At 64.5% G+C, this 21,674-nt stretch carries 19 protein-coding genes; 8 read left to right on the forward strand and 11 right to left on the reverse strand.

Features of this window, described 5'->3' with window-relative positions; translation table 11 throughout:
- Positions 1 to 263: 263 nt before the first annotated feature.
- The 7 genes from DES47_RS24130 to DES47_RS24155 form a co-directional block, all read right to left on the reverse strand.
- Complete coding sequence (locus tag DES47_RS24130) at positions 264 to 593, reverse strand: hypothetical protein (protein WP_133703334.1); 330 nt, start codon at positions 591 to 593, stop codon at positions 264 to 266.
- A 121-nt stretch (positions 594 to 714) separates the two neighbouring features.
- Positions 715 to 1,029, reverse strand: a complete 315-nt coding sequence (locus DES47_RS24135) for a helix-turn-helix domain-containing protein (protein ID WP_133703335.1) — start codon at positions 1,027 to 1,029, stop codon at positions 715 to 717.
- Positions 1,013 to 1,324, reverse strand: a complete 312-nt coding sequence (locus DES47_RS24140; RefSeq protein ID WP_133703336.1) for a type II toxin-antitoxin system RelE/ParE family toxin — start codon at positions 1,322 to 1,324, stop codon at positions 1,013 to 1,015. Before DES47_RS24140 ends, DES47_RS24135 begins: the two co-directional genes overlap by 17 nt.
- A 681-nt stretch (positions 1,325 to 2,005) precedes the next feature.
- Positions 2,006 to 2,662, reverse strand: a complete 657-nt coding sequence (locus tag DES47_RS24145; protein ID WP_166652144.1) for an HAD family hydrolase — start codon at positions 2,660 to 2,662, stop codon at positions 2,006 to 2,008.
- A 659-nt stretch (positions 2,663 to 3,321) separates the two neighbouring features.
- Positions 3,322 to 3,864, reverse strand: coding sequence for an Imm52 family immunity protein (locus DES47_RS29740; protein WP_425057486.1), 543 nt, complete (start codon positions 3,862 to 3,864; stop codon positions 3,322 to 3,324).
- A gap of 103 nt (positions 3,865 to 3,967) precedes the next feature.
- Entirely contained in the window at positions 3,968 to 4,282 is a 315-nt protein-coding gene (locus tag DES47_RS24150) for a hypothetical protein (protein WP_133703338.1), read from the reverse strand.
- A gap of 471 nt (positions 4,283 to 4,753) precedes the next feature.
- Entirely contained in the window at positions 4,754 to 5,110 is a 357-nt protein-coding gene (locus DES47_RS24155; protein WP_133703339.1) for a hypothetical protein, read from the reverse strand.
- Positions 5,111 to 5,344: 234 nt separating this feature from the next.
- Here DES47_RS24155 and DES47_RS24160 point away from each other — a divergent pair, with 234 nt between their 5' ends.
- The gene (locus tag DES47_RS24160; protein ID WP_133703340.1) at positions 5,345 to 6,592 is read left to right on the forward strand and encodes an integron integrase; all 1,248 of its coding nucleotides are present in this window, start codon (positions 5,345 to 5,347) and stop codon (positions 6,590 to 6,592) included.
- A 35-nt stretch (positions 6,593 to 6,627) separates the two neighbouring features.
- On the opposite strand, the gene DES47_RS24165 is transcribed toward DES47_RS24160, so the two are convergent.
- Complete coding sequence (locus DES47_RS24165; RefSeq protein WP_133703341.1) at positions 6,628 to 7,491, reverse strand: fumarylacetoacetate hydrolase family protein; 864 nt, start codon at positions 7,489 to 7,491, stop codon at positions 6,628 to 6,630.
- A 183-nt stretch (positions 7,492 to 7,674) separates the two neighbouring features.
- Here DES47_RS24165 and DES47_RS24170 point away from each other — a divergent pair, with 183 nt between their 5' ends.
- The gene (locus DES47_RS24170) at positions 7,675 to 8,754 is read left to right on the forward strand and encodes a serine hydrolase domain-containing protein (protein ID WP_133703342.1); all 1,080 of its coding nucleotides are present in this window, start codon (positions 7,675 to 7,677) and stop codon (positions 8,752 to 8,754) included.
- A 13-nt stretch (positions 8,755 to 8,767) separates the two neighbouring features.
- Here the strand turns inward: DES47_RS24170 and DES47_RS24175 are convergent, their stop codons facing one another.
- On the reverse strand, positions 8,768 to 9,652 hold the full coding sequence (locus DES47_RS24175; protein ID WP_133703343.1) for a pirin family protein: 885 nt from the start codon (positions 9,650 to 9,652) through the stop codon (positions 8,768 to 8,770).
- Positions 9,653 to 9,687: 35 nt separating this feature from the next.
- A complete protein-coding gene (locus tag DES47_RS24180; RefSeq protein WP_133703344.1) occupies positions 9,688 to 10,320 on the reverse strand; it encodes a TetR/AcrR family transcriptional regulator in 633 nt (210 codons plus the stop codon).
- Positions 10,321 to 10,649: 329 nt separating this feature from the next.
- Between DES47_RS24180 and DES47_RS24185 the strand changes: the two genes are divergently transcribed.
- The 3 genes from DES47_RS24185 to DES47_RS24195 all read left to right on the forward strand — a co-directional run bounded on the left by DES47_RS24185 (position 10,650) and on the right by DES47_RS24195 (position 16,660).
- Complete coding sequence (locus DES47_RS24185; protein ID WP_243748450.1) at positions 10,650 to 11,843, forward strand: efflux RND transporter periplasmic adaptor subunit; 1,194 nt, start codon at positions 10,650 to 10,652, stop codon at positions 11,841 to 11,843.
- Positions 11,844 to 11,971: 128 nt separating this feature from the next.
- Positions 11,972 to 15,220: an efflux RND transporter permease subunit gene (locus DES47_RS24190; protein WP_133703346.1), complete on the forward strand. Its 3,249-nt coding sequence runs from the start codon at positions 11,972 to 11,974 to the stop codon at positions 15,218 to 15,220.
- Positions 15,221 to 15,238: 18 nt separating this feature from the next.
- A complete protein-coding gene (locus DES47_RS24195; RefSeq protein WP_133703347.1) occupies positions 15,239 to 16,660 on the forward strand; it encodes an efflux transporter outer membrane subunit in 1,422 nt (473 codons plus the stop codon).
- Between the two features lie 301 nt (positions 16,661 to 16,961).
- Here DES47_RS24195 and DES47_RS24200 read toward each other — a convergent pair whose 3' ends face one another.
- Positions 16,962 to 17,885, reverse strand: coding sequence for a LysR substrate-binding domain-containing protein (locus DES47_RS24200; RefSeq protein ID WP_133703348.1), 924 nt, complete (start codon positions 17,883 to 17,885; stop codon positions 16,962 to 16,964).
- A gap of 96 nt (positions 17,886 to 17,981) precedes the next feature.
- On the opposite strand from DES47_RS24200, the gene DES47_RS24205 reads away from it, so the two are divergent.
- From DES47_RS24205 to DES47_RS24215, 3 genes are read left to right on the forward strand one after another with little or no spacing between them, the layout of a single operon-like run.
- Positions 17,982 to 19,070, forward strand: a complete 1,089-nt coding sequence (locus tag DES47_RS24205) for a tartrate dehydrogenase (protein WP_133703349.1) — start codon at positions 17,982 to 17,984, stop codon at positions 19,068 to 19,070.
- Positions 19,071 to 19,096: 26 nt separating this feature from the next.
- Positions 19,097 to 20,119: a Bug family tripartite tricarboxylate transporter substrate binding protein gene (locus DES47_RS24210; RefSeq protein WP_243748445.1), complete on the forward strand. Its 1,023-nt coding sequence runs from the start codon at positions 19,097 to 19,099 to the stop codon at positions 20,117 to 20,119.
- Between the two features lie 5 nt (positions 20,120 to 20,124).
- The gene (locus DES47_RS24215) at positions 20,125 to 21,669 is read left to right on the forward strand and encodes a UxaA family hydrolase (RefSeq protein WP_133703350.1); all 1,545 of its coding nucleotides are present in this window, start codon (positions 20,125 to 20,127) and stop codon (positions 21,667 to 21,669) included.
- The last annotated feature ends 5 nt before the right edge of the window (positions 21,670 to 21,674 follow it).

A 21,674-nucleotide genomic window follows, 5' to 3' on the forward strand; every position in this document is an offset into this window, starting at 1 on the left:
ATCTTCTCGCTTGGCATCGTGTCCACCTAAGTTAAGTGGACACGATCCTTACGGTTCCGCTTGGCGACTTCAAGATGACTTGGCCGGACGGATACGACGAAGCGACGGGTTTGTAGGCCTCGAAAAGAGGACGCGACTTGAACCAACGCTTGCGGGTTCTCGAAAGTACCCGCGTAGTGAGATCGCGCATGATTCGGCTTGGACGCCTAACGTCTGAATTCAGAGGCCGCCGAAGGCGGTCCGCTGGAATGATGGGTTCGGCGTCATTGTTCGTACCGCTTGCGGTGCTGACGATTCTCGTAGGCGGAGATTCCAAAGAACACAACGAGCCCAGCAAACGCGACGATTCCGCCAAGCTGCCAGGACTGCAAGCGTCCCCACGGCGTAGCTACTGGCCAAGATAAGTAGCCCCCGGTCAGCACCCCCCAGCCGGCTACAAGAATCGAGCTGACCCAGGTGAGCATGAACGCGTTCATGAAAGGACGGTCAGCCCAGCTCTTGGCAACGGCTCTCAGCTCGCCAGGTTTCTTAAGAAGACCTACGGCTAGCGCGATGAGCAGCCAGTTGATACCGAGGAAGAAGATCAGTCCCATGACGCCGAACGTTGAAGTTGAGCCGCAGACACAGGCGGCACCCACCTGACCAAACCGGCACAACGGAGCCCGCCTGTGGCTGTCGGCTCGAACGACCGGTTCGACCTCTTGCGCATGCGGCCTACTTGTGTGCCACTGCCAACAGTGCCTTCGGATTGGAGCTGGCGATGGCGAGCAATGTTCGCGCGGCTCCACTCGGCTGCTTCCGACCTTGCTCCCAGCCCTGCAAGGTGCGAACGGACACTCCCATCAGCGCGGCAAACTGTGATTGCGAAAGCCCGGTTTTGTGCCGAGCTTCAATAACCGGCGAAGAAACAACGCGGACTTGTCCTGCCTTCATCTCCCGCACAGATTGCAGAAGCTCCGCGGCAAGATCGCGCTTGGCTTCGTACGCAGTGAGTTCTGCGTCGGTCAGGGGTTTACTCTTCGAGGGCACGGCGAATCTCCTTCAACTTTGGGCCAGTGAGGTTGTCCGTTTTGGACTTCGCATAAAGCGTAAGCAAGACGACTTCACCTTCGGCTGTACGAGTGAAATAGATCACCCGCACGCCGCCCGACTTGCCCGAACCTGCGCGACCCCATCGCACTTTGCGAATGCCACCGGATTCGGGCACGACATCTCCGGCAGTGGGATGCTCTGCAATGTAGGCGGCGAAAACGCCGCGCTCCTCTTCGCTCCAGTAGAGCGGCCATTGGCGTTGAAAGAGGAGGGTTTCGACGACTGTGAGCATTGCCGAACTATACGCCAGAGGCGCACAGCAGTCCAGAAGCGGATTTCAAGAGGTCGAACGTTTGACATGAGGGGCAAACGACGGCGGCACCAGCGTGGACAGAATGCCCAAAACCGAACCGCCGTTGTTTGTCCCCTCGATGGAATGGTTAGGCCTCTGTTTCTGCCGCACTGTGCTTCTCGTTGTTGGGAGGATAGGGCCAGAGCAATGTGGCTAGCCAACCCCCGGCAAACCAGGGGACAACCAACCACGGGAGAAGCACGTTTAGCGTGCGCACCACTGAGCTGTCGACTTGCGGCTGGTGAAGCAGCAGAGCGACGGCGAGGCCAAAGGAGAGGGAGACGAGCAATGCAGCGACAGGCTTTCGCACGCTCCTTCCCACAGCGACAATCAATGGAAACACGGTGAGCCAGGATGCCACTGCATAGACGAATAACATTGGCACCATGACCAACTCTGCCCTGACAGCTGCATCGTCCTCGGTGCACGCTCGTAGGGCGCATCCCGCCTTGTCGATTGCAAGTAGGAGACACGCGGAAACGAGGGAGGACGAAGTGACGGCGATGGTCTTGGATCGCATGAGAGGTCTAACGTTTGACATGAGGGGCAAACAGCGGTGGCACCAACGTAGGCAACGAAGCCAAAACTGAACCGCCGTTGATTGTCCCCTCGATGGAAGGGTTAGACCGCCGACAATAGGAACGCTCGAATTTCATTGAGGTTGTCGCTGCTGAATGCTACTCGCGGAGAGTAAGCGGATGATTTCCAGATGGCTTGCATGCCAAGCTCCAGGGCGGGCTGCATATCGGCTGCGAAGTCGTCTCCGACGAATGCAGCATCATTTGGCTCGACATCGAGTATCTGGAGACAAGCTCGAAAGATGCGTAGATCTGGCTTCTTGATTCCTAGGCCGCCCGAGGTAACCACCGCATCGAAGTTCTCGGCGACACCCATGCCTACGATTTTGCTTCGCTGAAAGGCGTCGCGGCCGTTGGTGATAAGGCCTACCTTCATACCCTGCGCTTTGCATGACCGTACGAGGTCCAGTGCACCGGCATACAGCTTGGCTTCTGTTCCAAGGTTGTTGTCGAAGTCTGCGAGCAGCGACTCGGCAAGGTCTGAGGGCAGCGAGAACCGATCTCGCAGGCGCGAGAAGACCTCGGTCTTCTCGATGCGAAGGTTGTTCAGATCGAGGTACTGTGACACCCATTCGCCCTCGTGAATGCCGAAGGACGAAAGCTCACCGGTGACGTACTGCTTGGCGGCGACCGTGCGCAGCGTTGCCGACTTGTCGTGCAGCGTGTCATCGAGGTCAAAGAGCACGGCACGTAGGTTCATGGGTGGTCTAACGTTGAAGCTGAGGGGCCGCAGCCAGCTGGCCGCGCGGAGCTGAAAATATACAGGCAGCGTAGCGCGGCCAGCTGGCGTAGGTCCACTCGAGCGACCGGTTAGGCCGCATTGGCCGGAGGCGCGAGCGGGGCCATGACGCTTGTGCCGCATGCTGGGCATATCTCCGTATATGACCGACCAATGTCCTTGAAATGCGATTTGAGGTTAAGTCGGCAGCCGAAGCACAGATGCTCACTCAACTCCGGTTGATCGGGTGCGCAGTCCCGGGTCTGACTATGGTCAATAACAACAACCCATTCACCCTGTCTTCCTGCTGGATCGGTTCTTGCCAAGTCGAAGTGCGCTGCTCCGTCGCATTCAATGTCGCGTGGCTCGAAGATCACTACCTCAAGCCCTTCCGCGAGGCGAAGACGCTGATTCGACAGGCTTGCGAGCGTTCCGTAGCCGGTTATCGGGATGTCGGCGAGCGAAGATCCGTCTTGCCGATACGCAATGGCGTTGAAGTCAGCATAGATTCGTGGGCGAGACGGCATTTGGATGCGGCCTAACGTTCAAGTTGAGCCGCGAGCGACGGCAGGGCACAGAAGGCCCAGAATGAAATGGGGGCCTGTAGTGACCAGCCGGCGCGAGTCGGCTCGAACGCAGGGTTAGGCCGCACGCTTGTACCTGACCAAGTGTGGAATGTTGGCAGCCAACACGGAATCCTCCCAGCGAATAGCGCTGGCCTCGCAAACGATAGCCTGACTAGGGAGAAGGAGCTGCACCAATGCAGTAAACATAGTCTTGACTTCAATGGATGTGCTGGCCAATGAATGAGGTCCCGTACCTGGGAGCTGAAGGACGAAGCAGTTCCTCGAGTGAGGCGAAGTGCTGCCAATTTGAACGGCAAGTGCATATGCCTCGTCTTCAGGTCCACCGGACCAAAGCCCCAGCGACTGGCCAAGCTCCAGGATGGGCTGCCTTCCAACATCTCGCAGATTCGCACCTTGAGAGAGCAGCTCTTCGAGTGACTCGTGGGAAATGACAAGCGGTTGTGCTGTTGCCGCCTTCTTTGAGCGGCCCTTGCGGAAGAAGACACCGAAACCAGCGCAGCGCAGCGCCTCAAACGCCGGGAGCAATGCGGCTGCACTCTCGCTTGGCGCAGACGCTCTCGACTCCCAGTAAAGCGCAACGATGGACTTGGAGGGCATTTCTGCGGCCTAACGTTTGACATGAGGGGCAAACGACGGCGGCACCATCCTAGACAGAAGGCCCAAACCTGGACCGCCGTTGTTTGTCCCCTCGATGGAATGGTTAGAGCGCATTGGTGCGCTTCGCCCACATGTATGCGTATGCCACGGCGGAAATGCTCGCGAGAAGCGGAGCCAAGAAGAACGGCGCGACCCACCCGCAGGTTTCCTCGGGAAAGGAGAGAAGTCCACACAAGCCGCGGCCAAGAAAGGCTACGACGAGCAAAGCAATGACAAGCACGAAACCTACTTCACAAAGATAGACGCCAAATGAGCTGGACTCTTTATGCCTTCTCTCGCTGCCGGCGTAGACACGACCTGCCCACAGGAACGCAACTAAGGGCGATACCAAGCCGAGGAAAAGCATCATGATGCTCATTGCGCTCTAACGTCTGAGCTCAGCCGCAGCCGTAGGCTGTCGGATGGAGCGATTGGTTATGCGTAGCCCCAACGACGAAGGCACAGGCGCTTGAATGCCGAATGTGCCAGCCGAAGAAGGAGCCAGCCAGGCGCGCCCCGAGGGCGGTGGCGTGGACCGAAAGCGAGGCCTGGGTTGCATTGCGATGACTTTACCCGTGTATGCCGCGCCAAGACGCATAGCAAACCCTGAAGACTGAGCAAGCAACGCGCGCGGCGGCGAGGTTTGCATGCTTGGCAGTTCGACGCGCGCGGCAAAGACTCCAGTGTGGTCGCAAGCGGAGCCAGCTTTAGAGTTCCGGCAAAGCCGACGCATAACGTTTGACATGAGGGGCAAACGACGGCGGCACCGGCATGGACAGAAAGCCTGAACCTGAACCGCCGTTGTTTGTCCCCTCGATGGAATGGTTAGGCAGATTGTGCATAGCAAGCCTTAAATCACGGTTTGACCTGGGCGAGCGTTTCGCTGGCACTGCCAAACAACATAGGCCGCAACGGCGGCAAAGTAGACCAGCGCCACTGCGGCGAACTCATAGAAGAAGTTTGCGTGCGCTGCCCCGAACCAGAGCAAGCCCCACCAAGGAAGAAGCATGCCAAAACCTTCGCCGCCCCACATGACTGGACAGAAAACGACGAACTGACCAAGTGTCAACGCGCCAACAAGGAGCGGCGCGACAACCAGAAGATGGGCTCTTCGAGCTACGGTTCGAGCAAGGAAGTAGCTCGCGATGGGTCCCCAAAGCAAGAAAAAGAAGAGAACGATGTTGATGAACCGACCGACGCTCTCCATAGCTGCCTAACTATGTTATCGGGCGACAGACACGCTGCGTAACACATTTAGTTGTCGCCGTATCCACGGAGACGTCTGTGGGTTGTTCTCCGCTTGAACTAAGGCATTGGATTGCATATGCTGTGGTTTCGTACAGTGTATTGGGTCGTGCAAAGGCAGCTTTGGCTTGCATCGCAAGTCTGCAGCGTTTTGCTGCGGTGCCTGCAACCAATATGGCGTTGATTGGAGCGTTAGATGGCTGATTCGTCAAGAACACTGCTGCGCCCTGCGGGCGAGTTGTCGCCGCTGCCGCCGCTGCAGGCTGTCAAACTGTTGGATCAGGTGAGGGAGCGGGTGCGGTCCTTGCACTACAGCCTGCGCACCGAGCAGGCCTATGTGCATTGGGTCAGGGCGTTCGTGCGTTTTCATGGGTTGCGCCATCCGCGGGACCTGGGGCAGGACGAACTCGAGGCCTTCCTGTCCTGGCTGGCCAACGAGCGTCATGTTGCGGTATCAACGCACAAGCAGGCTTTGTCCGCCCTGCTGTTCCTGTACACCAAGGTGCTGGACATCAACCTGCCCTGGCTGCGCCAGATTGGCCGGCCACGCAGCAAGCGCAGGCTTCCGGTGGTGCTGACCCGAGATGACATCGCGCGGGTGTTTCGATGGATGGACGGTGAGTACCGCCTGTTTGCCCAACTGCTCTACGGCACGGGTCTACGGTTGTCCGAGGGCTTGCAACTGCGCGTCAAGGACCTGGACTTCGATCATGGTGCCATCATTGTCCGTGAGGGCAAGGGCGGCAAGGATCGGGTGGTGATGCTGCCGACCAGCTTGATACCCGCATTGCGAGCCCAGTTAGCGCATGCCCGCTGCCTGTGGGTGGCAGATCAGGCTGGCCAGCACGGCGGGGTTTACATGCCCGACGCCTTGGACCGGAAGTACCCCCGCTCGGCGTCGTCCTGGATCTGGTTTTGGGTCTTTCCTCAGGGCAAGCATTCAGTGGATCCGCGCAGCGGTGAGATTCGGCGGCACCATATGTTCGACCAGGGCTTTCAGCGTGCGTTCAAGAGGGCTCTTGTGTCGGCTCAGATCGGGAAGCTCGCCACGCCGCACACACTCCGCCATTCATTCGCCACACATTTGCTGCAGGCCGGCTACGACATCAGGACCGTCCAGGATTTGCTGGGGCATGCCGACGTCGCCACCACGATGATCTACACCCACGTCTTGAAGCTTGGGGGCGGTGCGGTGCGCAGCCCGGTGGATATGCTGGGCCCATTGTCAGGGCCAGGAGTTGCGGAGGTATCGCGCGCGCCATCAGCGCCCCGTCGCGGGGGCTCAACCGGCATCGCCCCGGCGCAAGTGTCCGCAGAGCCTGCGGATCCTGCTTCGAACCGGTCGCGGCATACCGGAGGAGATGCCCTGTCCCATGGACCCTGGCGTGTGGCGGTGCCGGAGGCGAGCTATTGCGCCAGGCTGATGTCCCGGGTTTGGCGTTGAGCCGCGGCCGGGCCGGCGAGTGAAGGCGTTCTGCCTCAGGCATCAATCAGCGTCGAGCTCCACCCATGCACACGCTGACACTGCTCGCCCAGGCCGGCAATGCCCAGACGCATCTCGTCGCCGGGCCGCAGATACAGCGGCGGCTTGTGGCCCATGCCCACGCCGGGGGGCGTGCCGGTGCTGATCAGGTCGCCCGGGTAGAGCGTCATGAAGCGGCTGATATAACTTACCAGCTGGGCGACGCCAAACACCATGGTGCGGGTGCTGCCGGTCTGGCGGCGCTGGCCGTTCAAGTCAAGCCACAGGGCCAGCGCCTGCGGGTCCGGCACTTCATCGGCCGTCACCAGCCAGGGCCCGACCGGGCCGAAGGTGTCGCAGCCCTTGCCCTTGTCCCAGGTGCCGCCGCGTTCGATCTGATACTCGCGCTCGGACACATCGTTGACCACGCAGTAGCCGGCCACATGCTGCAGCGCGTCTGCCTCGCTGACATAGCGTGCCTTGCTGCCAATCACCACGCCCAGCTCGACTTCCCAGTCGCCCTTGACCGAGCCCTGGGGCAGCACGACAGCGTCATTGCAACCGATCACGGCGCTCGTGGGTTTCATGAACAGAATGGGTTCCTTCGGCAAGGGCATGCCGGCCTCAGCAGCATGGTCGGCGTAGTTCAGGCCGACGCAGACGAATTTGCCCATGCCGCTCCATGGCGGCGCGATGCGACCCGGCTGCTCGACCAGGGGCAGGCTGTCGGGATCAATCTGGCGCAACAGGTGCAGGCCCTGAGGTGTGAGGTGGCTGCCGTCGATATCGTCCAGGCTGCCGCCAAGATCTCGTACGCGCCCCTGGCTGTCCAGCAGGGCCGGTCGCTCCGCGCCTTTGGCGCCGTATCGCATCAGTTTCATGCCAGGTGTCTCCGTGGGGGTAGGGTGGGGCGCTGAGGCGAAGAAAGTAAGAAAGAAAGTATCACGGCCCGACGGCGCGGGGCTCCGCCGATTCCGCGTCGACGGTGCGATTGCCGGAGCTTCGCGCACGTTGGTCGTTTCTACAATCAAGACCGCCTTCACCGCAGCAATTTCATCATCATCATGCTCAATCTGTCCCTGGCCACAACACAAGACCCGCGCTTGCTGGACGCCGTGCAATTCGCCATTGAGCACGAGACGGCCTGGAGCCGCGACACCGAGAACCAGGCCTGGGGCGTGCACCAGCAGGACCCGCCGCCCTGGAACCGCTTGCTGGGGCCGGTGCATGGCCGCGGGCCGGTGTCGGGCGTGATCCTGCAGGACGGCCAACTGCGGGCGCACTGGGGCGAGCCCGAGCGGGCCGACCTGACCTTCAGCATCGCCAAGACCTATCTGGCCCTGCTCGCTGGCGTGGCACAGGGCCGCGGCTTGCTGCCCGATCTGAACGAGGCGGTGCACAAAAGGGTGCCGGGCATTGGCTTCGAGGGCGAGCACAACGCCCAGGTGACCTGGCTGCAGCTGCTGCAGCAAACCAGCGAATGGGAGGGCAGCTGCTTCGGCGTGCCTGACCAGGTGGATCGCTTCCGCAGCGTCAAATTCCAGGCCAAGGAGGTGAGCGGCATCAAGGGCGACGCCCGCCCGCTGCAGGCTCCTGGCAGCTACTGGGAGTACAACGACGTGCGCATCAACCAGCTGTCACTGGCGCTGCTGCACCTGTTCGGCCGGGCGCTGCCGGAGGTGTTTGACGAGGCCATCATGCGGCCCATCGGCGCCAGCACTGATTGGCGCTGGGTGGGCTATGACAACTCCTGGGTCGAGTTGGCGAATGGCCAGCGCGTGCAGTCGGTGCCCGGCGGCAGCCACTGGGGCGGCGGCATGTCGATCAGCAGCGTCGATCAGGCGCGCATCGGGCACATGCTGCTCGACCAGGGCCGCGTCAACGGCCGGCAGGTGATTCCCGCCGCCTGGGTGGAACGCATGCGCACACCCTGTGCGATCGCGCCGTTCTATGGCTGCCTGGTGTTTCTGAACCCGGGCCACAGCGTGTTCCCCAGTCTGCCCGAAGACAGCTATTTCGCTGTCGGCGCCGGCAGCTCCCTGACCTGGGTGGCACCTGCGCAGCGCCTGGTGGTGGTGGTGCGCTGGATCAATGCCGACCATGCCGACGGATTCTTCGGGCGGGTGTTGCGGGCCCTGGCCTGACCCCGCTGGCCCGTCAGATCCCGGCCGGGCGGCGCTCCGGCAGCGGCAGGAACTCGGTCTCGTTGATGACCTGGCCCATACGCTGGGCCTGCCAGTCATCGGCGGCCTGGTTGATGCGCTCCTTGCGGCTGGAGACGAAGTTCCACCAGATGTGGCGGTGCGCGCCGAGCGAGGCGCCGCCCAGCACCATCAGCTGCGCCGGGCCGTCGGCTTGCAGCCTGACGGTCTGACCGGGCTCCAAAAGAGCCAGCGTGTGCGGCGGCACGGTGTCGCCATCAACCTGAACCGGCGCATCGACCGTGTAGACCGCCAGCTCTTCGGCCAGCGCGGGCAACTCCATGTCACCCGCCGAAGCGAAGCGCACATCGAGGTAGAGGGTCGGCGCAAACGTGGGCACCGGCGAGTGCAGGCCGAAGGCTTCGCCGATCAGCACGCGCACCTGTGCGGCCCCCACGTTCAGCGTTGGGATCGCCTCGGCAGGCGTGTGCGAGAAGCTCGGTGCCACTTCCTCGAACGCTTCCGGCAGCGCGGCCCACAGCTGCAGGCCGTGGTTGACAAAGGTCTTGTCGCGCAGGTCGGCGGGCCGGCGCTCCGAGTGGACGATGCCGCTGCCGGCCGTCATCCAGTTGATCGCCCCCGGGGCAATGCGCTGCTCGGTGCCCAGGCTGTCGCGGTGCATCATCGCGCCCTCGAACAGATAGGTGACGGTGGCCAGGCCGATATGGGGGTGCGGCCGCACATCGTGGTGGCTGTCGGGCTCGACGGTGACCGGACCGAAGTGATCGAAGAACAGGAAGGGCCCTACCGCCTGACGCGGCGCCGAGGGCAGCAAACGCCGCACCACGAAACCGCCGCCGAGGTCCTTGACATGGCCGCTGAGTTGAAGCGTTACGGGCATGGCGATTCCGGTGGGTTGATCTGCGTTCTCTGGGCTCACGCCGGCTGCTTGGCCGGCCAGGCGCGCATCGCCGCGGCCGTGATGGCCATCAGGCTCTCGAAGGTCGCGCCGTCCTTGGATTGCATGGACATGCCCTGATAGACGGTGGCATAGAAGTTGGCCAGCGCGCTGGCATCGGTGTCGGCCGGCAATTCGCCGTTGGCGATGCCCTGCTCGATGCGCTCGCGGATGCCGGTCACGGCGCCGGCGCGGCGCTTGGCCAGCGCGGCCTCGATGTGCGCCGAGGCCACCGAGCAGTTGGTCGCCGCCATCACCATCATGCAGCCGCGCGGGTGGCAGGAGCGGGTCAGCTCCTCGGCGGCCTCTTCCAGCAGGCGCTTGATCGCGGCATAGGCGCTAGCCTCTTCGGCCAGCGCCTTCGGTGCGCCGCTGCCGGGGCCGACCGCATAGCGCTCGATGGCCTCCCAGAACAGATGCTCCTTGTCGCCGAAGGCGGAGTAGAGGCTGGGCGGGGTGATGCCCATGGCCGCGGTCAGCTCGCTGATCGACGCCGCCTCATAGCCAAAACGCCAGAACACATGCATCGCGTTCTCCAGCGCCTGGTCCCGGTCGAAGGACAGCGGGCGGCCACGCGCACGGGGCTTTTTTGTCTCAAGAGTCTTTTCCATAACGATCGATATTAAATTTGTTGACGGCCTTGTGCAAGCTCGCTACAGTCCCCATTATTCCAGAACGGTCGCTACGAAACTAAGGGGAAAACGATGAATTCAATCAAATCGAAGCGGTCTCTAGCCCATACATCTAGCTGTAAACCCTGATATCAAGACCTCGAATAGCTTGCTTTGTTCCACCGTAGGAACAAATGCACCAGATCAGCGCGATTGGCCAACGGATTCAGCAACGCTGATCGGCAGTCAACACAGTCACACAGTTTCACGGAGTTCCCATGAGTCAGAACCCTAATCTCGATCAGTTCCCGCAACGCTCGAACACCCGCATGTGGGCGGTGGGCACAGCCGTCACCGCCGTGGTGGCCGTCTCGGCCGCCTTCTTTGGCCTGCACACGGCCGAGGCCGGCCCCGCTGCCGCGTCGGCCGAGCCGCCGGCGACGCCGGTGTCGGTGGCCACGGTGGTGAAGAGCGATGTCGCCACCTGGGACGAGTTCTCAGGCCGACTCGAAGCCGTCGAACGCGTCGACCTGCGCTCCCGCGTGGCCGGCGCCGTGCAGGCGGTGCATTTCAAGGAAGGAGCGCTGGTCAAGCAGGGTGATCTGCTGATCACCATCGATCCGGCCCCCTTTGCTGCCGAGGTCGAGCGCGCCGAGGCTCAGGTGGCCGCCGCACAGTCGCGCCTGACCTATGCCAAGAGCGATCAGGCCCGTGCCCAGCGCCTGCTGGACGAGCATGCGATCGCCCTGCGTGAATACGACGAGCGCCAGAACACCTACCGCGAGGCCGAGGCCAATCTGCGTGCCGCCCAGGCCGCCTTGCAGTCGGCCCGCCTGAACCTCAGCTACACCCAGGTGCGTGCGCCGGTGTCCGGCCGCGTCGGCAAGCTGGAGATCACCGTCGGCAATCTGGTCGCCGCCGGCCCGGGCGCCCCGGTGCTGACGACGCTGGTCTCGGTCAGCCCCATCTACGCCAGCTTCGACGCCGATGAGCAGGTCGTGGCCCGCGCGCTGAAGAGCCTGCCCGCCAGCGCCGGTGGCCGCAGCCAGCTGGAGAAGATTCCGGTGCTGATGGGCACGGCCGCCACCACCGACACGCCGTTCGAGGGCCGCTTGCAGCTGGTCGACAACCAGGTCGACACCAAGAGCGGCACGGTGCGTGTGCGTGCGGTGTTCGACAACAAGGACGGCAGCCTGATGCCCGGCCAGTTCGCCAAGCTGCGCATGGGCCAGGTCAAGAATGCCTCGGCCCTGCTGATCAACGAACGCGCGGTGGGCACCGACCAGAGCAAGAAGTTCGTGATGGTGGTCGGTGCGCAGAACAAGGCCGAGTACCGCGAGGTCACCCTGGGCGCCAATGTCAACGGCCTGCGTGTCGTCAACACCGGGTTGAAGGCCGACGAGCGCATCGTCGTCAACGGCCTGCAGCGCGTGCGCCCCGGCGCGGTGCTGAAGCCCGAGGCCGTGGCAATGGACGCCAAGCCCGAACTGCAGGCCCGCCGAGAAGACGCCAAGCCTTCCTAAAGCCAAGCAAGTCCCAGCCTATTCCAGGCCGTCCGGTCTGTGGCTGCACGCCCCCATCTGAGGGCAGGCAGCCCCAGGCCGGCCCCCGGCGTTCCCGCGTGAACGCCTGACAGGAAAGAAGAACCGCCATGAACCTCTCCAAATTCTTCATAGACAGGCCGATCTTTGCCGGCGTGCTGTCGCTGCTGATGCTGATCGCCGGCCTGATTGCGGTGCGCAGTCTGCCGATCTCCGAATACCCCGAGGTCGTGCCGCCCTCGGTGGTGGTGCGGGCCAACTACCCCGGCGCCAATCCGAAGGTGATTGCCGAAACCGTGGCCACACCGCTGGAAGAAGCGATCAACGGCGTCGAAGGCATGCTCTATATGGGCAGCCAGGCGACGACCGACGGTCTGATGACACTGACCGTCACCTTCAAGCTGGGCACCGACCCCGACAAGGCCCAGCAGATGGTGCAGAACCGCGTCTCGCAAGCCGAGCCGCGCCTGCCCGAGGAGGTGCGCCGCCTGGGTGTCAGCACGATCAAGAGCTCGCCCGACCTGACCATGGTGGTGCACTTGCTGAGCCCCAACGGCCGCTATGACATGACCTATCTGCGCAACTACGCGTTGCTCAACGTCAAGGATCGGCTGGCGCGTGTGCAGGGCGTCGGCGACGTGCAATTGTTCGGCTCGGGCGACTACTCGATGCGCGTCTGGCTGGACCCGAACAAGGTCGCCCAGCGCGGCCTGTCGGCCGGCGATGTGGTGACCGCCATCCGCGGCCAGAACGTGCAGGCCGCCGCCGGGGTGGTCGGCGCCTCGCCGGGCCTGGCCGGCGTCGATGTGCAGTTGTCGATCAACGCGCAGGGCCGTTTGCAGAACGAGGAAGAATTTGGCGACATCATCGTCAAGACCAGCGCCGATGGCGCGGTGACGCGCCTGCGCGACATCGCCCGCATCGAGCTGGGCGCCTCGGGCTACTCGCTGCGCTCGCTGCTGGATAACAAGGACGCGGTGGCCGTGCCCATCTTCGCCGCACCTGGCTCCAACGCGATCGACATCTCGAATGGCGTGCGCGCCACCATGGCCGAGCTGAAGGCCGGCATGCCCGAGGGCGTGGACTACGAGATCGTCTATGACCCAACACAGTTCGTGCGTGCATCGATCGAATCGGTGGTGCACACGCTGCTGGAGGCGATCGCCCTGGTGGTGCTGGTCGTGATCCTGTTCCTGCAGACCTGGCGCGCGTCCATCATTCCGCTGCTGGCCGTGCCGGTATCGGTGGTCGGCACCTTTGCGGTGATGCATCTGTTCGGCTTCTCGATCAACGCGCTGAGCCTGTTCGGCCTGGTGCTGGCGATAGGCATTGTGGTGGATGACGCCATCGTCGTGGTCGAGAACGTCGAGCGCAATATCGAGGCGGGGTTGAGCCCGCGCGACGCCACCTACCGCGCGATGCGTGAGGTCTCCGGCCCCATCATCGCGATCGCCCTGGTGCTGATCGCCGTGTTCGTGCCGCTGGCCTTCATCAGCGGCCTGACCGGCCAGTTCTACAAGCAGTTCGCGCTGACGATCGCGATCTCGACGGTGATCTCGGCGATCAACTCGCTGACCCTGTCGCCGGCGCTGGCCGCCCTGCTGCTGAAAAGCCATGACGCACCCAAGGACTGGCTGACCCGTGTGATGGACCGCCTGCTGGGCCGCTTCTTCCGCGGCTTCAACAAGCTGTTCGGCCGCGGCGCGGCAGCCTACAGCGGCGGCGTGACCCGTGCGATCTCGCGCAAGACGGTGATGGTGCTGGTCTATCTGGCCCTGGCCGGCGTGACCGTGGGCCTGTTCAGAATAGTGCCCAGCGGCTTTGTGCCGGCGCAGGACAAGCAGTACCTGATCGGCTTTGCCCAGCTGCCCGATGGTGCGACCTTGGACCGCACCGAGGACGTAATTCGCCGCATGGGCGAGATCGCCTCGAAGACTCCGGGCGTCGAGCACTCGGTGGCCTTTCCGGGCCTGTCGATCAATGGCTTCACCAACAGCTCGAACTCGGGCATCGTGTTCACCACCTTGACGCCCTTCGATCAGCGCAAGGATGCATCGCTGAGCGCGGGCGCGATTGCCGGCAATCTGAACGCACAGTTCGGCCAGATCAAGGACGCCTTCATCGTCATGTTCCCGCCACCGCCGGTGGCAGGCCTGGGCACGACCGGCGGCTTCAAGCTGCAGCTGGAAGATCGCGGCGGTCTGGGCTACACGGCGCTGGACGGTGCGGTCAAGGCCTTCATGGCCAAGGCCTACCAGACACCGGAGCTGGCGGGCATGTTCTCCAGCTACCAGGTCAATGTGCCGCAGCTGTATGCCGACATCGATCGCACCAAGGCCCGCCAGCTGGGCGTGCCGGTGACGGACATCTTCGACACCATGCAGATCTACCTGGGCAGCCTGTACGCCAACGACTTCAACAAGTTCGGCCGTACCTACTCGGTGCGCGTGCAGGCCGATGCGGCCTTCCGCGCCCGCGCGGAAGACGTGGGCCAGCTGAAGGTGCGCTCGAACTCGGGCGAGATGGTGCCGCTGTCAACGCTGATGAAGGTCACGCCCAGCTTCGGCCCGGAGCGTGCGATGCGCTACAACGGCTTCCTGTCGGCCGACATCAACGGCGGCCCGGCCCCCGGCTATTCCTCGGGCCAGGCGCAGGATGCGATCAAGCGCATCGCGGCCGAGACGCTGCCCAAGGGCATCAGCTATGAATGGACCGAGCTGACCTACCAGGAGATCCTGGCCGGCAATTCGGCGATGTGGGTGTTCCCGCTGGCGATCCTGCTGGTGTTCCTGGTCCTGGCCGCGCAGTACGAGAGCCTGACGCTGCCGCTGTCCATCATCCTGATCGTGCCCATGGGCCTGCTGGCGGCGATGACCGGCGTCTGGCTCTCGCATGGCGACAACAACGTCTTCACCCAGATCGGGCTGATGGTGCTGGTGGGCTTGAGTGCGAAGAACGCGATCCTGATCGTCGAGTTCGCGCGTGAGCTGGAGTTCGCCGGACGCACGCCGCGCCAGGCCGCGATCGAGGCCAGCCGCCTGCGCCTGCGCCCCATCCTGATGACCTCGATGGCCTTTGTGATGGGTGTGCTGCCGCTGGTGCTGTCCACCGGCGCAGGCTCCGAGATGCGCCAGGCCATGGGCATCGCCGTGTTCTTCGGAATGATTGGCGTCACGCTGTTCGGCCTCTTCCTCACGCCGGTGTTCTATGTGCTGCTGCGCCAGCTGACCGGCAACCGCCCGCTGAAGCTGCATGGCGAGGTGCCGCATCTGGAGGCCTTTGCCCATGCCGACTTCGGCCCCTCCGCCGGGGGCAGCCTGAAGCCCCAGCCCGCAGCGCCCATCTCCAAACATGAATGATGGATTGAGAGAAATCACATGAAGACATTGTCGAATTTCTGGCGGCGTTCAGCCCTGACCCCCGTCTTGACACCTCTCCTGGCGGCCCTGCTGCTGGCCGGTTGCGCCACGGCCACCGTGCCGGTGGCGCAGGAACTGCCTGCCACCCCGGCCGCCTTCAAATCCGGTGACGGCCGCTGGACCGCCGCCGCCCCGGCCGAGGCGCAGGCCCGCGGCCAATGGTGGCTGGCCTTTGCCGACCCGGTGCTCAACGCGCTGGAACTGCAGGCCACGGCCAACAACGCCAGCATCCAGGTGGCGGCCGCACGGCTGGCACAGGCCAACGCACTGGTGCGCAGCGCCGATGCGGACCGGTCGGTGCAGCTGGGCATCAGCGGCGGTGCCACGCGCGGCGTCGAGCCCGGCGTGACGCCGAACGCCACCACCCGCATCACCGCTGGTGCGAGGCTGTCGTACGAGCTGGACCTGTTCGGCAAGCTGAAGCAGACCACCGACGCCGCCGCGCTGGACGCCCAATCCCGCGAGGCCCTCTTGCGCAACACCCAGCTGCTGGTGCAGGCCGAGGTGGCGCAGACCTATCTGGCGCTGCGGGCGCTGGATGCCGAGCGCGCGCTGGTGCGCGACACGGTGGCCGCCTACCGCGACACGCTGCAGCTGACCGAGCGTCGTTTCAAGGCCGGCGACGTGGCCGAGCTGGACGTGATGCGCGTGCGCACCGAAGCCGCGGCAACCGAGAGCGAGGCCTTTGCGCTGGACCGCCAGCGCGCCGCGCTGCAGAACGCGCTCGCCGTGCTGGTCGGCGAGGTGGCCTCGAACTTCGAACTGGGTCTGGACGGCTGGAACGCGGCGCTGCCGCAGATCCCGGCCGGCCTGCCCAGCACGATGCTGGCGCGCCGTCCGGATGTGTCGGCGGCGCAGCGGGCCATGCTGGCTGCGCAGGCCCGCGTCGGCGTGGCCAAGGCCGCCTGGTTCCCGAGTCTCGCGCTGACGGCCAATGGCGGCGGCGTCTCGCCCGAGCTGGGCGATCTGTTCAAGCTGTCGGCCCGCGCCTGGGGCGTTGGCGCACTGCTGTCGCTACCGATTCTTGACGGCGGCCGCCGCGAAGCACAGGTGCAGAACGCCGGCGCCGAGCTGGACATGGCCCTGGTCAACTACCGCCAGCAGGTCCTGGTCGCGTTCAAGGACGTCGAAGACCAGCTCGCGGCCTTGCAGCTGCTGGCCCGCCAGTCCGAGCTGCAGACCAGCGCGGTCGATTCGGCCAGTCGGGCGACCAAGCTGTCCGACTCGCGCTACCGTAACGGGCTGGTGAGCCAGCTGGAGCTGCTGGACGCGCAGCGCAGCGAGCTTCGCAACCGCCGCCAGGCGCTGCAGGTGCGCTCCGCGCAGTACCAGGCCACCGTCGGGCTGGTGCGGGCGATAGGCGGCAGCTGGGGAGCCTGAAGAAGACTGTCAGCGAGTCAACGATGGTGGCGGCGCAGGCACAGCCCCGCCAACCGCCGGGCTTCAGTGCGGGGGTCGACCCGGCCTTTGGCCGGCTCGACTGCCTTGCAGTGCTCGCTGCTTGGGCCGGGCGCAAAACTCACGCCGTTCGCTTCGCTCACTATGTTCGGACAATCGCGCCCAGTTAGTTTTGGAATCGCGCGCCAAGGCGCGCTGGCCCAAGCCGCTGCGCGCTTCAGCCCCGCACAGGCGCCCGTCGGCTGGCGGGGCTGTACCTGCGCAGCTACTCTGAGGCGCATCTTCAGCGCCCCTCCGGCCAGGTCTGCGCCGCGATCCTCGCGAAATAGGTTTCCAGGTACTCGACGCACACCCTGACCTTGGCCGAGGTCCCCAGCCGCGACGGGTAGACGGCCCAGACGTTCGCCTCCTGCTCATGGCCGGGCAGCACCTGCACCAGCTCGCCACTGGCCAGCAGCGGGGCGATGTCCCAGACCGAGCGCAAGACGATGCCGCGGCCATCGACCGCCCAGCGCACGGCGATCTCGCCGTTGTTGGTCGACAGCGGGCCTGTCACCTTGACGGTCTGCTCGGTGTTGCCGGTGGTCAGCTTCCAGACGCCGAACGGGTGATCGCGCTCCTTGATCACCATGCAGTCGTGGTTGGACAGGTCGGCCAGCGCGCGTGGCACGCCGCGCCGCTCCAGATAGCTGGGGGCCGCGCAGAGCACGCGGTGGTTGGAGGCCAGGCGTTTGGCGATCAGGTGCGGGGCGATCTCGTCACCGACCCGCACGTCCAGATCGAAGCCCTCGCTGGCGACATCGACCAGCCGGTCGAACACCTCGAAGCGCACCGCCAGGCTGGGGTATTTCTCGACCAGCTGCGAGATTGCCGGCGCGACCAGATTGCGCCCGAAGCCGAAGCTGGAGCACACGCGCAGCAGGCCGCGCGGCATGGCCCGCGTCACCGACACCTCCTGCATCAGGTGGTCGATATCGTCCAGCACCCGCTGGGCCCACAGATAGACCCGCTCGCCGTCCTCGGTGACGACCACGCGCCGCGTCGTTCGGTGCAGCAGCTTGGTCGCCAGATCGGTTTCCAGCATCCGTATGCGCTTGGTCACATAGGCGGCCGACACACCCAGCTCCTCGGCCGCACCGGCAAAGCTGGACTTGCGCGCCACCACGGTGAACACGCGCAGATCGTCAGTGTTTGGTGACTTGATCATTCACGAAATGTGCAGGATGAATTAACCGATGCGGCCATTGTAGTTTTTTCGTGCACAACTACAGTTCAGCCATCCCCACTGAACCAGGCCCGCACCATGTCCAAGCGCTACCAAATCGCCGTCATCCCCGGAGATGGCATCGGCAAGGAAGTCATGCCCGAGGGCCTGCGCGTTTTGCAGGCCGCCGCCCAGCGCTTCGACATCGACCTCGAGCTGACGCCTATCGCCTGGGCCAGCTGCGATTACTACGCCCAGCATGGCCAGATGATGCCGGACGACTGGAAGGCGCAGCTGAGTGGCATGGACGCCATCCTGTTCGGCGCCGTCGGCTGGCCGGCCACCGTGCCCGACCATGTCTCGCTGTGGGGCTCGCTGCTGAAGTTCCGCCGCGAGTTTGACCAGTACATCAATCTGCGCCCGGTGCGTCTGTTCGAGGGCGTGCCTTGCCCCTTGGCCGGGCGCAAGGCCGGTGATATCGACTACTTCGTCGTGCGCGAGAACACCGAGGGCGAGTACACCAATCTGGGCGGCGTGATGTATGCCGGCACCGACCGCGAGATCGTGATCCAGGAGTCGGTCTATTCGCGCTTCGGCACCGACCGGGTGATGAAGTACGCCTTCGAGCTGGCCAACAGCCGTGAGCGCAAGCATCTGACGGTGGCCACCAAATCCAACGGCATCGCCATCAGCATGCCCTGGTGGGACGGCCGGGCCGACGCGATGGCCCAGGGCTATCCGGCGGTGACGGTGGACAAGCAGCACATCGACATCCTCAGCGCCCGCTTCGTGCTGCAGCCGGGCCGCTTCGATGTGGTCGTGGCCAGCAATCTGTTCGGCGACATCCTGTCCGACCTGGGGCCGGCGACCACCGGCACCATAGGCCTGGCGCCTTCGGCCAACCTGAACCCGGAGCGCAAGTTCCCCTCGCTGTTCGAGCCGGTCCATGGCTCGGCACCCGACATCTACGGCAAGAACATTGCCAACCCGGTGGCCATGATCTGGTCGGCCGCGCTGATGCTGGACTTCCTGACCGAAAGCACAGGCGCCGGCCGCGCTGCCCACGACGCCATCGTCAAGGCGATCGAGACCGTGCTGGTGCAGGGCCCGCGCACCGGCGATCTCGGCGGCACGGCCAACACCACGGCGATGGGCGAGGCGATTGCCGCGCTGGTTGCCCAGGCCTGACCCCAGAACATCCCCCGGAGCGAGACATGAACACATCCATCAAGACCTTGACCTACATGCATTTGAGCCGCCGCCAATGGCTGCTGGCCAGCGCAGGCGTCGTCGCCAGCTCGACGGCCGCGTTGCTGCCGAAGAACGCCTTCGCCGCCGCCTACCCCGAGCGGCCCATCACCTTCATCTGCCCCTGGCCGGCCGGTGGCACGGCCGACCAGACGATGCGCGCGCTGTGTGCCGCGGCGGCCAAGAACCTGGGCCAGACCTTGGTCGTCGAGAACCGCACCGGTGCCTCGGGCATGCTGGGCCTGCGCGCGATGGCCTCGGCCAAGCCGGACGGCTACACCATCGGCCAGATCCCGATTTCGGTGACGCGCTTCTCGCAACTGGGCTCGGTGCAGATCGATCCGCTGAAGGACCTGACCTATATCGCCCGCACCTCGGGCCAGACCTTCGGCATCGCCGTGCAGGCCAGCGCGCCGTGGAAGACGCTGAAGGAGCTCGTGGCCTATGCCAAGGCCAATCCGGGCAAGGTCAACTACGGCAGCGCCGGCATCGGCGGAGCCACCCATGTGGGCATGGAAGAGTTCGCGATGGCCGCCGGCGCGCAGTTCAACCACATCCCGTTCAAGGGCGGCTCGGACGCGCTGCAGGCGCTCTTGGGCGGCCACATCGATGTGCTGGCCGACTCCAGCTCCTGGGCGCCCCATGTGCTGTCGGGCAAGCTGCGCCTGCTGGCCACCTGGGGTGAGCAGCGCACCACGGACTTCAAGGAGGTGCCCACGCTGAAGGAGGCCGGCTACAACGTCGTCGTCGATGCGCCGAACGGCATCGGCGCACCGAAGGGCCTGGAGCCGGCCGTCGCCGCCCGCCTGCGCGAGGCCTTCAAGGCCGCCGCGGCCAGCCCCGAGTTCACCGCTGCCTGCGACAAGATCGACGCGCCGCTGATGTACCTCGACGGCCCGGACTACGAGAAATACATCGCCGCGACCTACAAGAAGGAAACGCTGCTGATCGAACGCCTGAAGCTCAAAGAGCTGATGGCCAAGGGCTGATCGCGATGGCCGCCACCATCACCGCCTCGCCGCTGATACGGCTGCACGCGAACGACAATGTGCTGATCGCGCGCACCCCGGTGGCGCTGGCCCAGGAGGTGCCCGAGTTCGGCCTGCGCGTGCGGGCCCAGGTGCCGGCCGGCCACAAGATCGCGGCCGTGGCCTTGAAGGCCGGCGACGCGGTGCGCAAGTACGACACCGTGATCGGCTTCGCCGCCCGCGATGTCGAGCCCGGCGACCATGTGCACACGCACAATCTGCGCTTCGAAGAGTTCGACCGCGACCCCGAGTTCTGCACCGATGTGCAGGCTGTGGCCTACCTGCCCGAGGCGCAGCAGGCGACCTTCATGGGCATCAAGCGGCCCGGCGGGCGCATTGCCACGCGCAACTACATCGGCATCATCTCGTCGGTCAACTGCTCGGCGACGGTGTCGCGTCGCATTGCCGACTGGTTCACCGAGGAGCGGCTGGCCGAGTTCCCCAACGTCGATGGCGTCGTCGCCTTCACGCACAACACCGGCTGCGGCATGTCCACGCCCAGCCTGAACTTCGATGTGTTCCGCCGCACCCTGGCCGGCTTTGCCCGCCACCCGAACCTGGCTGCGGTGCTGATTGTCGGCCTGGGCTGCGAGCGCAACCAGATCAGCTCGCTGCTGGAGAGCCAGGGCTTGGAGGAAATGGCTAAGGGCCCGAAGCTGGTGACGATGAATATGCAGGACACCGGCGGCACCCGCGCGACGATTGCCGCCGGCGTGGCCGCCGTGCAGGCGATGCTGCCCGAGGCGAACGCGGTGACGCGCGAACCCGTCAGCGCACGCTATCTGAGCATAGGCCTGCAATGCGGCGGCTCGGACGGCTTCTCCAGCATCAGCGCCAACCCGGCGCTGGGCGCGGCGATGGACATCCTGGTGCGCCACGGCGGCACGGCCATACTGTCCGAAACGCCGGAGATCTACGGCGTCGAGAACATGCTGACGCGCCGCGCGGTCAGCGAGGCGGTGGGCCAGAAGCTGCTCGACCGGCTCGAGTGGTGGAAGGAATATTCGCTGGGCCAGAGCGGCCAGATGAATGGTGTGGTCGTGGCCGGCAACCAGGCCGGCGGCATTGCCAATATCTTCGAGAAGTCGCTCGGTTCGGCGATGAAGGGCGGCACGACGCCGCTGCAGGCGGTCTATGAATATGCCGAGCCGATTGACCAGCACGGCTTCGTGTTCATGGACTCGCCCGGCTTCGATCCCTGCTCGGCCACCGGCCAGATCGCCAGCGGCGCCAATCTGATCTGCTTCACCACCGGCCGTGGCTCGATGTTCGGCGCCAAGCCGGTGCCTTCGATCAAGCTGGCGAGCAACACGGTCATGTTTGACCGTCTCAGCGAAGACATGGACATCAACTGCGGCCTGGTCGTCGATGGCGAGCTGAGCATCGAGGAGATGGGCCAGCAGATCTTCGACGAGATCCTGCGCGTCGCCTCCGGCCAGCCCACCAAGAGCGAAGAGCTGGGCCTGGGCGACAACGAATTCGTGCCCTGGCAACTCGGCATCGTCACCTGAAAGAC

Source organism: Roseateles toxinivorans (assembly GCF_004362525.1).
Taxonomy (GTDB): domain Bacteria; phylum Pseudomonadota; class Gammaproteobacteria; order Burkholderiales; family Burkholderiaceae_C; genus Paucibacter; species Paucibacter toxinivorans.